Origin of the sequence: Pseudomonas sp. 15A4 (genome assembly GCF_016925575.1) — a bacterium.
In the GTDB taxonomy this organism is placed as follows: Bacteria; Pseudomonadota; Gammaproteobacteria; order Pseudomonadales; family Pseudomonadaceae; genus Aquipseudomonas.
Genome location: NZ_CP068986.1, coordinates 868,815 through 882,246, shown reverse-complemented (window position 1 = coordinate 882,246; position 13,432 = coordinate 868,815). Strand labels below are relative to the sequence as shown.

The 13,432-nt window shown below is 60.3% G+C and carries 11 protein-coding genes and 2 pseudogenes; 6 read left to right on the top strand and 7 right to left on the bottom strand.

The genetic code is table 11. The features are described from left to right. Positions 1–100 precede the first annotated feature (100 nt). Complete coding sequence (gene dut, locus JN403_RS03925) at positions 101–556, bottom strand: dUTP diphosphatase (RefSeq protein WP_122534166.1); 456 nt, start codon at positions 554–556, stop codon at positions 101–103. A gap of 6 nt (positions 557–562) precedes the next feature. Beyond that, entirely contained in the window at positions 563–1,771 is a 1,209-nt protein-coding gene (gene coaBC, locus JN403_RS03920) for a bifunctional phosphopantothenoylcysteine decarboxylase/phosphopantothenate--cysteine ligase CoaBC (protein ID WP_205485455.1), read from the bottom strand. 132 nt (positions 1,772–1,903) lie between these two features. On the opposite strand from coaBC, the pseudogene radC reads away from it, so the two are divergent. Next, positions 1,904–2,577, top strand: a pseudogene (radC, locus tag JN403_RS03915) (DNA repair protein RadC). A gap of 179 nt (positions 2,578–2,756) precedes the next feature. On the opposite strand, the pseudogene JN403_RS03910 reads toward radC, so the two are convergent. Then, positions 2,757–4,345: pseudogene (locus JN403_RS03910) on the bottom strand (ABC transporter substrate-binding protein). Between the two features lie 363 nt (positions 4,346–4,708). Here JN403_RS03910 and rpmB point away from each other — a divergent pair. Together rpmB and rpmG are read left to right on the top strand one after the other, a co-directional pair. Further along, a complete protein-coding gene (gene rpmB, locus JN403_RS03905; protein WP_037016669.1) occupies positions 4,709–4,945 on the top strand; it encodes a 50S ribosomal protein L28 in 237 nt (78 codons plus the stop codon). 11 nt (positions 4,946–4,956) lie between these two features. Beyond that, positions 4,957–5,112: a 50S ribosomal protein L33 gene (gene rpmG, locus JN403_RS03900; protein WP_010225867.1), complete on the top strand. Its 156-nt coding sequence runs from the start codon at positions 4,957–4,959 to the stop codon at positions 5,110–5,112. A gap of 60 nt (positions 5,113–5,172) precedes the next feature. Here rpmG and JN403_RS03895 read toward each other — a convergent pair whose 3' ends face one another. Beyond that, positions 5,173–5,535, bottom strand: coding sequence for a cupin domain-containing protein (locus tag JN403_RS03895; RefSeq protein WP_065988238.1), 363 nt, complete (start codon positions 5,533–5,535; stop codon positions 5,173–5,175). A gap of 259 nt (positions 5,536–5,794) precedes the next feature. Between JN403_RS03895 and JN403_RS03890 the strand changes: the two genes are divergently transcribed. Together JN403_RS03890 and JN403_RS03885 are read left to right on the top strand one after the other, a co-directional pair. Then, positions 5,795–7,288: an aldehyde dehydrogenase gene (locus tag JN403_RS03890; protein ID WP_205485453.1), complete on the top strand. Its 1,494-nt coding sequence runs from the start codon at positions 5,795–5,797 to the stop codon at positions 7,286–7,288. A gap of 105 nt (positions 7,289–7,393) precedes the next feature. After that, a complete protein-coding gene (locus JN403_RS03885; protein WP_205485451.1) occupies positions 7,394–8,539 on the top strand; it encodes an MFS transporter in 1,146 nt (381 codons plus the stop codon). Here the strand turns inward: JN403_RS03885 and JN403_RS03880 are convergent. Both JN403_RS03880 and JN403_RS03875 read right to left on the bottom strand, forming a co-directional pair. Continuing rightward, complete coding sequence (locus JN403_RS03880) at positions 8,536–10,116, bottom strand: phospholipase D family protein (protein WP_240356929.1); 1,581 nt, start codon at positions 10,114–10,116, stop codon at positions 8,536–8,538. The genes JN403_RS03885 and JN403_RS03880 overlap by 4 nt on opposite strands. 101 nt (positions 10,117–10,217) lie before the next feature. Beyond that, complete coding sequence (locus JN403_RS03875) at positions 10,218–11,645, bottom strand: PLP-dependent aminotransferase family protein (RefSeq protein WP_205485447.1); 1,428 nt, start codon at positions 11,643–11,645, stop codon at positions 10,218–10,220. 177 nt (positions 11,646–11,822) lie between these two features. Between JN403_RS03875 and JN403_RS03870 the strand changes: the two genes are divergently transcribed. Then, on the top strand, positions 11,823–12,056 hold the full coding sequence (locus tag JN403_RS03870) for a DUF1127 domain-containing protein (RefSeq protein ID WP_122534158.1): 234 nt from the start codon (positions 11,823–11,825) through the stop codon (positions 12,054–12,056). Positions 12,057–12,094: 38 nt separating this feature from the next. On the opposite strand, the gene JN403_RS03865 is transcribed toward JN403_RS03870, so the two are convergent. Next, the gene (locus tag JN403_RS03865; protein WP_205485445.1) at positions 12,095–13,405 is read right to left on the bottom strand and encodes an FAD-binding oxidoreductase; all 1,311 of its coding nucleotides are present in this window, start codon (positions 13,403–13,405) and stop codon (positions 12,095–12,097) included. Between the last annotated feature and the right edge of the window lie 27 nt (positions 13,406–13,432).

Sequence of the window (13,432 nt, the reverse complement as noted above, 5' to 3'; positions counted from 1 at the left end):
CCCTGCTGGGTCGTCCTGACGCGTTCTTGTTGTTACGCACCGCTCAAAGCCCGTCAGGCCAAAAGCAGTGCGCTAGCCAAAGTGAGTGTTTGTGGCCGGATCAATGGCTGCCGGAGTGACCGAAGCCGCCAGCGCCACGCTGACTTTCATCGAAATCTTCGACGATTTCGAAGTGCGCCTGCACCACCGGCACCAGTACAAGCTGCGCCAGACGCTCGCCGATGGAAATCTTGAAAGCAGTCTGGCCGCGGTTCCAGCAGGAGACCATCAGCTCGCCTTGATAATCGGAGTCGATCAGGCCTACCAGGTTACCCAGCACGATGCCGTGTTTATGGCCCAGTCCCGAGCGCGGCAAGATCAGCGCAGCCAGGCCAGGGTCTGCGATGTATATCGACAGCCCGGTTGGAATCAAGAGGGTCTGGCCGGGTTCGAGCAGGGTGTCTTCTTTCAGCATGGCGCGCAGGTCCAGGCCGGCCGAGCCTGAAGTGGCGTAAGCGGGAAGCGGGAATTCGCTGCCAATGCGAGGGTCGAGGATCTTGGCTTGTAGAGCGTGCATTCGTGATTAAACCTGGTTCATGCGATCGGCAATAAAAGTCACCAGCTGCCGCGCGATCTTGGCTTTGCTGGTCTGGGCGAAGAGCGTCGCTTGCAACGCTCGGTCGATCACGCTGCAGGCGTTTTCTTCGCTGTTGAAGCCAATAGTGGGATTGGCGACGTCATTGGCGACGATCAGGTCAAGGTTCTTGTCCTTGAGCTTGCGAGCGGCGTAATCAAGCAGGTGTTCGGTTTCGGCCGCGAAGCCGACGCTGAACGGGCGATCCGGGCGCTGGGCAATGGTGGCGAGAATGTCCGGGTTACGGACCATCTGCAGCAGAAGACCATCACCGGTGGTGGGATCTTTCTTCAATTTCTGTGTGGCGACGGCTTCCGGCCGGTAGTCCGCAACGGCTGCCGAGGCGATGAAGAGATCGCAAGGCATGGCATCTTCGCAGGCGGCGAGCATGTCCCGGGCACTGACAACATCGATGCGCGACACCCGGTCAGGCGTCTGCAGGTTCACCGGGCCGGTGATCAGAGTGACACGCGCACCCGCTTCGGCAGCGGCTTCGGCCAGGGCGAAACCCATTTTTCCGGAGCTGTGGTTGGTGATGTAGCGAACCGGATCGATGTTTTCCTGGGTCGGGCCGGCGGTGATCAACACGTGCTTGCCGGTCAGCGTCAGGCGCTGGAAGCAATCGGCGGCTGATTGCGCCAGGTCATTGGGTTCGAGCATGCGCCCGTAGCCGACGTCGCCACAGGCCTGGCTGCCGCTGGCCGGGCCAAACATGCGAAAGCCGCGCTGTTCGAGCAATTGCAGATTGGCCTGCACGGAGGGGTCGCGCCACATGGCCTGATTCATCGCGGGCGCGACGGCGACGATAGCGTCGGTCGCCAGCACCACGGTGGTCAACAGATCGTTGGCAATGCCCTGGGCCAGACGGGCCATAAGGTCGGCGGTACCCGGTGCGATGAGGATCATGTCGGCCCACTTGGCCAGCTCGATATGGCCCATGGCAGCTTCGGCTGCGGGGTCGAGCAAATCGAGGTGAACCGGGTGGCCGGACAAGGCCTGCATGGTCAGCGGGGTAATGAATTCAGCGCCGCCTTTGGTCATGACGACGCGGACTTCTGCACCGTGGTCGCGCAAACGGCGGACCAGTTCGGCGCTCTTGTAGGCCGCGATGCCACCGCCGACGCCGAGAACGATGCGTTTTCGATACAGCCGCTGCATAGGCCTGCCTTTAGGTCGGTTAACACGCGGCAATCATTACGCCTCCCCAGGCCTGACTGTCGCGCAAAAAAGAGCGGCTAAGATAGCACAGCGACCGCACGGGAACAGCGGCGCCACAGACAGGGAGCTGCTATGAGTATTCGCGATTGGCCGGCGGCAGAGCGTCCGCGGGAGAAGCTGCTGGAACGGGGGCGTCGAGTCTGTCGGACGCTGAATTGCTGGCGATTTTCTTGCGCACGGGCGTCTCGGGGAGAAGCGCCGTGGACCTGGCCCGGCACCTTTTGCATCAGTTCGGCAGTCTGCGTGCGTTGCTCGAAGCCAACCTGACGGCATTCAGCAGCGAACTGGGCCTTGGACCCGCCAAGTTCGCGCAGTTGCAGGCGGTCATGGAAATGGCCCGGCGCAACATGGGCGAGGATTTGAAGCGCGATTCCGTCCTGGAAAACCCGACTCAGGTGCGGCGCTACCTCAAAGCGCTGTTGCGGCACGAGCAGCATGAAGTCTTCGGCTGCTTGTTTCTCGACAGCAAGAATCGGGTTCAGACCTTCGAAGTGCTGTTTCACGGCTCGATCAACACGGCGCATGTCCATGCGCGGCAGGTGGTCAAGCGGGCACTGGCCCACAACTCGGCGGGCTTGATCCTTTGTCATAACCATCCTTCCGGCGTCAAAGATGCCAGCGAAGCCGACATTGACCTGACGCGGCATCTGAAACAGGCGCTGGCGCTGGTGGACGTGGTGGTGCTGGATCACTTGATCATCGGCGACGGCGATCCGTTGTCGATGGTTGAGTATGGGTTGATGTAGCGGCATTAGGACTGGCTAATCACGGAGATTCTAGGGCTGGCCGCCGAACGAATGTAGGACCGGCTTTAGCCGGGAATACGCTGGCGGTCACACCGCAAAACTATCGGTGCGCAAACCGGCCTCTTCCCGGCTGAAGCCGGTCTACGGGGAACGTACGCTTACTCCGGAGTCTTGGCGAATTACTTCACGTTCACTTTGGAGAAATCCTGACGACCAAACGGGCTGACGCTGTAGCCCTCGACATCCTTGCGGATCAGGGCATAGGCCGTTGGATGTGCGAGCGGCAGCCACAGTGCCTGCTTCTGGATCTGCTCTTGAGCCTGGTGATACAGCTTGCTGCGCTCGGCCTGATCGGTCACCGCTTTACCTTTGCTGATCAGCTTGTCCAGCCCTTCATCGCAGTAGCGGGCAAAGTTGGTGCCGGACTTGACCGCGGCGCAGGAGAACTGAGGCGTCAGGAAGTTATCCGGGTCACCGTTATCACCCGACCAACCCATGAACAGCAGGTCATGCTCACCGGTTTTGGCACGGCGAATCAGCTCACCCCATTCAATGACTTTGATCTCTGCCTTGATCCCTACCGCGGCCAGATCGCTCTGCAGCAATTGAGCACCTGCGTTCGGGTTGGGATTAAGCAAGCTACCCGACGGCCGAGTCCAGATCGTCGTCTTGAAGCCGTCTTTCAGCCCGGCCTTGGCCAGCAGCTCCCTGGCTTTCGCCACGTCATGCTTGTAGCCCGGCAGGTCACTGGCGTAGCCCCAGGTGTTAGGCGGATACGGGCCGTTGGCCGGGCGCGCCGAACCCTCGAACACCGCTTTCAGGTATGTGTCTTTGTCGAACGCCAAGTTGATTGCCTGACGCACTTCCGGCTTGTCCAACGGCGAATGCTGACTGTTGATCGCCAGGAAAGCGGTCATGAAGGCGTCGGTTTTTTCGACCCTCAAGTTTGAATCCTTCGCGGCCTCAGCGACATCCAGCGGCTTGGGAGACAGGGCAACCTGGCATTCATTGCGGCGAATGCGTTGCAGGCGAACGTTGGCGTCCGGGGTGATCGCGTAGACCAGCGTATCGACGGCGGGCTTGCCGGCGAAGTAATCCGGATTGGACTCGTAACGCACCACCGAGTCTTTCTGAAAGCGTTTGAAGACGAATGGGCCGGTGCCGATTGGCTGGCTATTAAGCTTCTCCGGAGTGCCGGCCTTCAACAGCTGCGCGGTGTACTCGGCGGAATAAATAGAAGCGAAACCCATGCTGAGCGTCGCCAGAAAAGTCGCGTCCGGGTGATCCAGAGTGATGCGCACTGTGTTGGCGTCGGTCGCTTCGACTTTCTTGATGAGCGATGGCCATTGCATGGATTGCGCGTGGGGAAGCCCTGCACAGCGACCTTGTTCCACGGATTGGCCGGATCGAGCATGCGCTGGAAGCTGAACACCACGTCATCAGCGTTGAGCTCACGCGTGGGGGTGAAATAGTCGGTGTGATGGAATTTCACGCCAGCGCGAAGTTTGAAGTCGTAGGTCAGCCCGTCAGGCGACACATTCCAGCTCTGCGCCAGGCTCGGGACAAGCTTGGCGTCCTTGGCGTCATAGTCCACCAGGCGATTCATCAGCACGTCGGCCGACGCGTTCGTGGTGGTCAGCGAGTTGTACTGCACCACGTCGAAGCCTTCGGGGCTGGCTTCCGTGCAGACGCTCAGCGTCGTTGCCGCCTGGGCCAGTAATGGCGTGGACAGGGACGCGAGCAACAGGGGTAGAACGGCTAGGCGCATGGCGATTTTCCTTTCAGAGAGAGCCCATCTGCCGGCGCAGTCTGGAGAGTCAGTAACCCTAGACCATCGATTGGCGCAGAACAATCGCCGCTGCGCGACGAGTGGTATATTTCCCGCCGCGCCTAACGCCGCTGGCGTTACCGGGTTGAATGGCGCGGCTATCTGGCAGGCAATTCGTGGTTTGTGTTGTTGCACCGGGGGCTTTCTGGTATAAAGCAGCGCTCTTTTCTAGGGGCCCGCTGCCTTCACCGCAGGTGTGGCCGGTAAGACCCCTGAAGAAACGCGGCGCCTGGCGCCAAATGACTGAGAGATTAAGCGGCCAACCCATGCCGGGTTGGGCATGTGGTTTTAGAGGGCTGAGGCATGTCGAGAGTATGTCAAGTTACCGGTAAGGGTCCGGTAACCGGGAATAACATTTCCCACGCAAACAACAAAACCCGTCGTCGTTTCCTGCCAAACCTGCAGCATCACCGCTTCTGGGTTGAAGAAGAGAAACGCTTCGTACGTCTGCGCGTATCTGCTAAAGGCATGCGTATCATCGACAAGCGTGGTATCACGGTTGTTCTGGCCGAAATCCGCCGTGCTGGCGCGAAGGTCTAAGGGAGAAAATCATGCGTGAATTGATCCGTTTGGTGTCGACCGCTAACACCGGCCACTTCTACACCACCGACAAGAACAAGCGCACGACTCCGGACAAAATCGAAATTAAAAAATTCGATCCGGTTGTTCGTAAGCACGTGATCTACAAAGAAGCCAAAATCAAGTAATTGATTTTTGCGTCTTACAAAAAAGCCCGCAGCGATGCGGGCTTTTTTGTGGGCGATCATTCAGGCCTTCTGTTCGAACACCACATAGATCTTGCGGCATGCCTCCAGCACTTCCCACGTGCCTTTGAATCCTGCGGGAATCACAAATCGATCGCCCGCGCGCAGGGTTTTCGATTTGCCTGCTTCGTCGCGAAGGACCGAGACGCCCTGCACGATTTCACAGTATTCATGCTCGGTGTAGTTCACTTTCCACTGACCGACTTCCCCTTCCCAGACACCTGCATTCAGCTGCCCGCATGGGCTGTTGTAGTGGTTGTAAACCGTCTGGTTAGGCTCGCCTTTGAGAATCTTTTCAGCGGCAGGGGTGAAACGCTCCGCTGCGGTAGTGGCTTCGCTGAAGTCGACGATGCTTTCGATGCTCATATCTGATTCCTGAAGTGGGCGCTGCGTGATTGTTGCTCGCCGAGGGCCGGATGGAAAGCGCAGGCGAGCCCGGGCAGCTGTTGAATAAAATGCACGATCCGGTCAGGTTTCGCCCACTTTTGTCCAATATATTGGAAATTCGCCCAATGCTGGTTTAGGGTGGCGAATGCCTTCGGCCGATCCGATGACGCGTCAGGCCCTGTCCTGAAGCCCGATTGGAGTGCGAAGACGCGCCTATTTCATTAGAGGAGGACGTTTCATGACCACCCTGACTCATGCTGACTGGGAACAACGCGCCCAGGATCTGAAAATCGAAGGCCGTGCTTTCATCAACGGTGAATACACAGACGCCGCATCCGGCTCGACGTTCGACTGCATCAGTCCGGTCGATGGCCGCTTCCTCGCCCATGTCGCCAGTTGTGACGCCGCCGATGCGCAACGCGCCGTCGAAAACGCCCGGGCTACCTTCAATTCCGGCGTCTGGTCGCGATTGGCGCCGGCCAAGCGCAAGGCAGCCATGCTTCGTTTGGCCGAGTTGATCAACGAGAACGTCGAAGAGCTCGCGCTGCTCGAAACCCTCGACATGGGCAAGCCGATCAGCGACTCCTATGGCATCGACATTCCCGGCTCCGCCCAGGCGTTGAGCTGGAGCGGCGAGGCCATCGACAAGCTGTACGACGAAGTGGCGCCCACGCCGCACGATCAATTGGGCCTGGTGACTCGCGAGCCGATCGGTGTTGTAGCGGCCATCGTGCCGTGGAATTTCCCGCTGTTGATGGCTTCCTGGAAGCTGGGTCCTGCGCTGTCGAGCGGCAACTCGGTGATCCTCAAGCCGTCGGAAAAATCCCCGCTGACAGCGATCCGCGTCGCTCAGCTCGCCATTGAGGCCGGTATTCCGGCCGGCGTGCTGAATGTGCTGCCCGGTTACGGCCACACCGTGGGTAAAGCGCTGGCGCTGCACATGGATGTCGACACCGCTGTGTTTACCGGTTCGACGAAGATCGCCAAGCAGTTGCTGATCTACTCGGGCGAATCGAACATGAAGCGCGTCTGGCTGGAAGCCGGCGGCAAAAGCCCGAATATCGTTTTCGCCGATGCGCCAGATCTGCAAGCGGCGGCGGAATCCGCGGCCAGCGCCATTGCTTTCAACCAGGGCGAGGTCTGCACGGCCGGCTCCCGCCTGTTGGTCGAGCGCTCTATCAAAGAGAAATTCCTGCCGATGGTGATCGATGCGCTGAAAGCCTGGAAGCCGGGCAATCCGCTTGATCCGTCGACAACCGTTGGCGCGCTGGTCGATACCCAGCAAATGAATACCGTGCTGTCTTACATCGAAGCCGGCCACACCGACGGCGCCAAGCTGGTCGTGGGTGGGAAGCGCATTCTTCAGGAAACCGGCGGCACCTACGTCGAGCCGACGATTTTCGACGGCGTGACCAACGCCATGAAGATCGCGCAGGAAGAGATCTTCGGGCCGGTGCTGTCTGTACTGACCTTTGATACCGCTGAAGAAGCCATTCAGATTGCCAACGACACGCCTTATGGCCTGGCTGCGGCGGTGTGGACGGCTGACTTGTCCAAGGCGCATCTGACCGCGAAGGCGTTGCGCGCGGGCAGCGTGTGGGTCAACCAGTACGATGGCGGCGACATGACCGCGCCGTTTGGTGGCTTCAAGCAGTCCGGCAACGGGCGCGACAAGTCGTTGCATGCGTTCGATAAATACACCGAGCTGAAGGCAACCTGGATCAAGCTGTAAAGGGCCGCACAACTTCAAACTCAGTCGTTAGAAAACCAATGCAGCCGGACTTACCTCAAAGCCCGGCTGTTTTGTTTCGTCCTTTTGAGCCACAGGAGCGTGGTGATGCGTTGGGGTACTTATTTCGCTGTGTTGGCCTCGGTGTTGAGCGTCGGCCTGGCGCTGGGCGTGAGCATGCCGCTGGTGTCCCTGCGGCTGGAGGCCTGGGGTTACGGCGCGTTTGCCATCGGCGTCATGGCCGCGATGCCCGCGATCGGCGTGTTGGTGGGCGCCAGTCTTGGCAGCCGACTCGCTTCAAACCTCGGCACCGCCAACCTGATGCGTCTGTGCCTGTGGGCCGGGTCGGTTTCTGTAGGTTTACTGGCGTTATTGCCCAATTACTGGATCTGGCTGGTTCTGCGACTGATGCTCGGCATGATCCTGACCATTGTGTTCGTGCTCGGCGAAAGCTGGATCAACCAGCTGGTCATCGAACGGCTGCGCGGCAAGCTGGTGGCGCTATATGGCAGTTCTTACGCGCTGAGTCAGTTGGGCGGGCCGGTGCTGCTGGGCTTCATTGGCACGGAAGCCGATTACGGGTTCTGGGTCGGGACCCTGTTGCTGGCGGTATCGCCGCTTTTATTACTGGGCAGAACAGGCGCACCGAGCGCGGAATCCAGCCATGTAACGCTGCGCGATCTCAGCGGCTTCTGTCGGAGTTTGCCGGCCATTGCGTGGGCCATCGCGTTGTTCGCAGGATTTGAAGCGATGATTCTGACCTTGCTGCCGGTGTATTGCCTACAGCAGGGGTATACGCCCGACGTGGCCCTGGCAATGGTCAGCACCGTGGTGGTCGGTGACGCGTTGTTGCAACTGCCGATTGGTGCGCTGGCCGACAGGGTGTCGCGTCGGAAGCTGTTCTCCGGGTGTGCGTTGGTGCTGATGGTGTCGAGCCTGGCGATTCCGATGCTGGTCGACACCCTCGCCATCTGGCCGCTGTGGGTGCTGTTCGGCGCCAGCGCTGGCGGGCTGTTCACCCTCTCGCTGATTCTGATTGGCGAGCGCTACCGCGATGACGCCTTGGTGCGCGCCAACGCCCACGTCGCTCAGCTCTGGGGGATCGGTTGCCTGCTCGGCCCTTTGGCGGCTGGCGCTGGTAGTCAGTGGGTCAGCGGTCAGGCGCTGCCGTTGCTGATGGCGGCTGGGGCGCTGGGGCTGGTGATCCTGTCCCAGCGTCCCAAGGCTTTCGGGGCACAAGCGGTGTCGGCTTAAAGCATCTTTTCCAGGCCGATGGCCGTGCTGAACCAGGCGTTCATCCGGCGCCACCAGTCGCCGGGTTCCTTGGACAGCGTATGGATTTTGCCGTTGTCCTCTGTCACCCACACCAACCGGTCATTCTCTAGCTTGACCTGATAGCTGATGGCCGGCGCCATACCCTGAAGCGCCAGTTCGCGCAGGTATTCGGTCAGCTCGGGGCTGTCGACCAGCACGCCGACTTCGGTGTTCCACAGCACTGACCGTGGGTCGAAATTGAACGAACCCACGAACATCTTCTGTCGATCAAAGATCATCGCTTTGCTGTGCAGGCTCGATTCCGAGCCGCCCTTGATCAGATTTGTGCGCAGAAATCTCGGGCCGCTGCCTTGAGCGTTGCTCGGGTCGCCTGGCTGCCGGCGCAGCTCGAACAGCTTCACGCCGTGTTCCAGCAGTGCGCGGCGGTAAGGCGTATAGCCGCCATGCACCGCGGGCACATCGGTGGCCTCCAGCGAATTCGTCAGCAGGTTCACCGACACGCCTTTATCGGAGAGCCCGGTCAGGTACACCAAGCCTTCCTGCCCTGGCACGAAGTAGGCCGAGATCAGCATCAGCTCCTTATGCACGTTGCCCAGATCAGGGCTCAGTTGGGTCGCCAGCAGGAGGTGCGGGTCAGGCTCGCCCCGTGACAGCACCTTCGTGGGGGCGTCCCACAAGGCCTGGTTGTGCGCCCAGATCAGCTCATTGAGCCAGGTCTTCATGCGCGGGTGAGTCCGATAGTCCATCAGCCGTTCATACAGGGCCTTCTTCTCAACGTGGGCCTGATCCAGCGACTCGGCCAGCAGTGCGCGCGCTTTGGTCAGATCCTTACGGTCGGGCTGCCAGTAGAGAAAGTCGTTGATCGGCTTGCTGAGCGTGCTGTTCCAGTACTGATCGAAGCTGTGACCCAGCTGCTCGGCCACAGGCCCCACACTGAGCATGTCGATGTCGGTGAAATTCAGATTGGGCTCAGCGTCGAAATACTCGTCGCCCAGATTGCGCCCGCCGACGATGGCCACGGCGCCATCGGCCAGCCACAACTTGTTGTGCATGCGTCGATGCTGCTGGGACAGATTGAACAGCCGGCCCAGATTACGGGTGGCGCCCATGCTGCGGCCCAGATTGAGCGGATTGAACAGGCGAATCTGAATGTTCGGGTGCGCAGCGAGTGTGGCGATGACTTCATCCAGCCCGTCGCTGGTGGTGTCGTCCAGCAGGATGCGCACGCGAACGCCGCGATCGGCGGCTTTGAGTAATTCGTCAACCAGCGCCCGGGTGCTCAGGCCGTCGTGAACGATGTAGTACTGCAGGTCCAGGCTGGTTTTGGCGTTGCGAATCAGCTCGGCGCGGGCCATGAAGGCTTCGGTGCTGTTGGGCAGCAGGCGGAAGCCCGAGCGCCCTTCGTGAGGTGCGGCCTGGGCCATGATCGAGCGGCCGAACGAGGACTGCGCCGCCGGCAGCGCCTGACTCGGGCCATCGGGGGCGGGCGTGTGCGCACAGCCGCTGAGCCCGAGGGCGAGAGCCAGAAGGAGGGGCACCGCCCGTAAGTTCGTCAACGCGATCATCCGAAAATCAGTCATGGCGATATGACCGCGCTTTCTCCTAAAGGTTAAAAGCCCCAAAAGGTTAAAAGCTTCAGAAGGTTTAGCCGCAATGGTCATGCAGGGTCGGTCCGCTGCATGAGCAGCGCCGTGGCAGCGCCGACCTTGCGCACCGCGTCCTCGATTTGCGCGGTCGGTTTGGCGGCGAAGTTCATGCGCAGGCAGTTTCTGTATTTGCCGGACGCCGAAAATATGCTGCCCACGGCGATCTGTACGCCTTGCCCCTGCAACGCGCGGTTCAGGCGCAACGAGTCGAAGTCCTCCGGCAATTCGATCCACAGCATGAAGCCGCCTTGGGGACGGCTCACACGGGTGCCCTCTGGAAAATAACGCGTGACCCAGCCGGTCATCAGGTCGCGACTGCGCTGGTACTGGCCACGCATCCGGCGCATATGCGGCTCGTAATGCCCGGCCTTGAGAAAATCGGAAATCGCCAGTTGCGGCTGGGTCGCGGTGGAGCCGGTGCTGATGTATTTCATGTGCAGGGCGCGATCGAGGTATCGCCCGGGGGCGACCCAGCCGACGCGCAATCCCGGCGCCAACGTCTTGGAAAACGAGCTGCAGAGCAGGACGCGGCCGTCTTCATCGAAGGATTTGATCGTGCGCGGGCGAGGGTAGGTGTAGGCCAGGTCGCCATACACATCGTCCTCGATGATTGCCACATCGAAGCGTTGTGCGAGGGTCAGCAGTGCGCGTTTGCGGTCCTCCGGCATGATGTAGCCCAGCGGGTTGTTGCAGCTCGGGGTCAGTTGAATGGCTTTGATCGGCCACTGTTCCAGCGCCAGCTCCAGTGCCTCGAGACTGATGCCGGTGAGCGGGTCAGTCGGGATTTCCAAAGCTTTCATCCCCAGCCCTTTGAGCGCCTGCATGGCACCGTGAAAGCTCGGCGAGTCGACTGCAACGATGTCGCCCGGTTGGCACACCGACCGGATGCAGATCGCCAGCGCTTCCTGAGCGCCGGTGGTGATCACCAGGTCGTCCGGGTCGATGTTGGTGCCGGAGTCCAGCAGGAGGCGCGCGACTTGTTCCCTCAGGCAGCGCCGGCCGTGGATGTTGTCGTAATACAGCCCGGGCATGTCCGAGCGCCGGCTGATCCTGCCCAGCGCCTGGGTCAGTGGGCGCAAGGTCGGGCTGGTGACGTCGGGCATGCCGCGACCCAGCTGAACCACGTCAGGGCTGGGTGCGGCTCGTGCCAGTTCCAGCACTTGATCCCACTGAGAGATTTCCACCGGGCGCTGGGCGGGGCGGCCTATCGCAGGCAGGGCGGGCGTCTTGCGGCCAGCCGGCACGAAATACCCGGACTTAGGCCGTGGCAGCGCGAGCCCGTTGTCTTCCAGCAATCGATACGCCTGCTGCACCGTGCTCAGGCTGACGCCGTGCTCAAGACTCAACGCACGCACCGAGGGCAGTCGGTCACCGGGCCGATAAAAGCCGTTTTCGATGCGCGTGCCGAGTAATTCGGCAAGGTTGACATAGAGGGTCATGGCGTAATTCCACAAGGCGGAACGATCGGTAACCGATACAGATGTGGGGAAAATACAGCATTCAGCCCGGTTAGAAACCAATCTGTATGCAAAGAATAATAATTCTTTGGATCTGTAATGGTTTTGCATACAGACGCATCATTAATCCACTCGAAACCCACCATGAGGTGTCTGGAAATGAGCGGGATAAGTGATGTTCGATTAACGCTGTATGCCGGTGAGCTGGTCCGGGAGCAGGACGGGAGCTCGCGCATTAGTGCGCCTGAAGGATTAGGGATGTGGGGGCTGTTTCAGCATCGCCTGGCCAGTCGGCGCGCGTTACTGAAGCTGACTGACGAGCAGTTGAAGGATATTGGCTTGAGCAGCGAGCAGGCGCGCCATGAAGGGCTCAAGCCGTTCTGGCGCGAATGAGGCCCGTAACGCAGTCGGCTTCGCAGCGGCGAGTTTCGTTACACCAGCTCTTTGAAACGGTGCCACAACATACCCAGCGCCAGCAGCGGCGAGCGCAAATGTTTGCCACCGGGGAAGGTGATGTGAGGGACTTTGGCAAAGAGCTCGAACCCGCCGCTGTGTTGGCCGCTGATGGCTTCGGCGAGTAACTTCCCGGCCAGATGCGTTGCGTTCAGCCCGTGCCCCGCATACGCCTGGGCATAGAACACGTTCGGATGTGTGTGCAGTCGCCCGATCTGCGGCAAGCGATTGGCGCCGATGCCGATCATTCCACCCCACTGAAAATCGATTTTCACGTCTTTGAGCTGAGGGAACACCTTGAGCATCTTCGGCTGCATGTATGCGGCAATGTCGCTCGGGTCCCGGCCTGAGTAGTGACAAGCGCCGCCGAACAGCAGGCGCCGATCAGCCGACAGCCGAAAATAATCGACCGCTACACGCTGATCGCACATCGCGGTATTGCGCGGAATCAGCTGGCTGGCGAGTGCTTCGCTCAGCGGCTCGGTGGCAATGACGTAACTGCCTGCGGGCAAGACCTTTCCGCTCAACTCTTCATCGAGCGCGTTAAGATAAGCGTTACAGCCCAGCACCAGCGTACTGGCGCGCACTAAACCTTGGGCTGTGTGAATATTGACCTCTGCCCCGTATTCCAGGCGCGTCGCTGCTGAGTGTTCGAACACCTGCACGCCCAGTGACCGGGCGATGGCGGCTTCTCCCAGCGCCAGGTTCAGCGGATGCAGATGGCCCGAGCCCATGTCCAGCATGGCACCAGCATAGTTGGGTGAGCCGATAACGCTACTGAGGTTGCCCGCTTCAATCAATTCAAGCGGGTGTCGGTATCCCAGGCTGCGCAGCTCTTCGGCGTCTTTGGCAAAACCCTCGAATTCCCTGGGCTTGTTCGCCAGATCGCAGTAGCCCCAGGTCAGGTCGCAGTCGATCTGGTATTTGTTGACGCGCTCGCGGACGATTTCCACCGCTTCGAGGCCCATCAGCTTGAGCTGACGAACGCCATCCTCCCCGATGATATTGCTGAACTGGTCCACATCGTGGCCGACGCCGCGGATCAGTTGCCCGCCGTTGCGCCCGGTCGCGCCCCAGCCGACCTTGTGTGCTTCCAGCAGCACCACTTTAGAGCCGCGTTCAGCCAGCTCGATCGCCGTGTTCAGCCCGGAAAACCCGCCGCCGATGATACAGACGTCGGTTTTGATCTCGCCGTGCAGGGCAGGGTAGTCAGCCTGAGGATGGCGGGTGGTGGCGTAGTAAGAGGCCGCGTGATCAGACAATCCGGGCTGGGGAGACCGAGCATTCATGTTGAATATCCCGAGAGCACTGTTTGG

Coding starts and splice junctions, on each gene's coding strand:
- dut (WP_122534166.1), bottom strand. CDS start 556: ATGCACGCTCTACAAGCCAAGATCCTCGACCCTCGCATTGGCAGCGAA.
- coaBC (WP_205485455.1), bottom strand. CDS start 1,771: ATGCAGCGGCTGTATCGAAAACGCATCGTTCTCGGCGTCGGCGGTGGC.
- rpmB (WP_037016669.1), top strand. CDS start 4,709: ATGTCGAGAGTATGTCAAGTTACCGGTAAGGGTCCGGTAACCGGGAAT.
- rpmG (WP_010225867.1), top strand. CDS start 4,957: ATGCGTGAATTGATCCGTTTGGTGTCGACCGCTAACACCGGCCACTTC.
- JN403_RS03895 (WP_065988238.1), bottom strand. CDS start 5,535: ATGAGCATCGAAAGCATCGTCGACTTCAGCGAAGCCACTACCGCAGCG.
- JN403_RS03890 (WP_205485453.1), top strand. CDS start 5,795: ATGACCACCCTGACTCATGCTGACTGGGAACAACGCGCCCAGGATCTG.
- JN403_RS03885 (WP_205485451.1), top strand. CDS start 7,394: ATGCGTTGGGGTACTTATTTCGCTGTGTTGGCCTCGGTGTTGAGCGTC.
- JN403_RS03875 (WP_205485447.1), bottom strand. CDS start 11,645: ATGACCCTCTATGTCAACCTTGCCGAATTACTCGGCACGCGCATCGAA.
- JN403_RS03870 (WP_122534158.1), top strand. CDS start 11,823: ATGAGCGGGATAAGTGATGTTCGATTAACGCTGTATGCCGGTGAGCTG.
- JN403_RS03865 (WP_205485445.1), bottom strand. CDS start 13,405: ATGAATGCTCGGTCTCCCCAGCCCGGATTGTCTGATCACGCGGCCTCT.